Source organism: Methylophaga sp. UBA4204, assembly GCF_002379485.1.
Classification (GTDB): domain Bacteria; phylum Pseudomonadota; class Gammaproteobacteria; order Nitrosococcales; family Methylophagaceae; genus Methylophaga.
The window spans coordinates 1-467 of the sequence record NZ_DFTU01000091.1; the positions used below are offsets into that span (position 1 = coordinate 1).

Here is a 467-nt window from a genome sequence, read left to right on the forward strand (position 1 = left end):
AATATTCCGCCACATAACCTGACTGAAATTCTTAATGCCTGTATTGCGATTATTGATGATCCGAGTGTTACTACTCGTGATTTGATGGAATTCGTTCCCGGCCCGGACTTTCCGACTGCCGGTATTATCAATGGTGCCAACGGTATTGCTGAAGCCTATGAAACCGGCCGTGGTCGTGTTTACATGCGTGCTCGCGCCGAAATCGAAACCAATGAAGCCACTGGTCAGCAAAGTATCATCGTCCACGAGCTGCCCTATCAGGTTAACAAAGCACGTTTGCTGGAAAAAATCGCCGAGCTGGTCAAAGAGAAAAAAATCGAAGGTATTTCTGCCCTGCGTGATGAGTCTGATAAAGACGGCATGCGTATGGTGGTGGTCATCAAACGTGGTGATGTGCCGGAAGTTATTCTGAACAATCTTTATCAGCAAACACAGTTACAAACGGTGTTTGGTATCAATATGGTGGC

General features: G+C 46.5%; 1 protein-coding gene. It reads left to right on the forward strand.

Translation table 11 applies throughout. From position 1 onward, the window contains the following. A partial coding sequence (locus B3182_RS13535; protein ID WP_292753099.1) for a DNA gyrase subunit A occupies positions 1-467 on the forward strand: 467 nt, incomplete at both ends.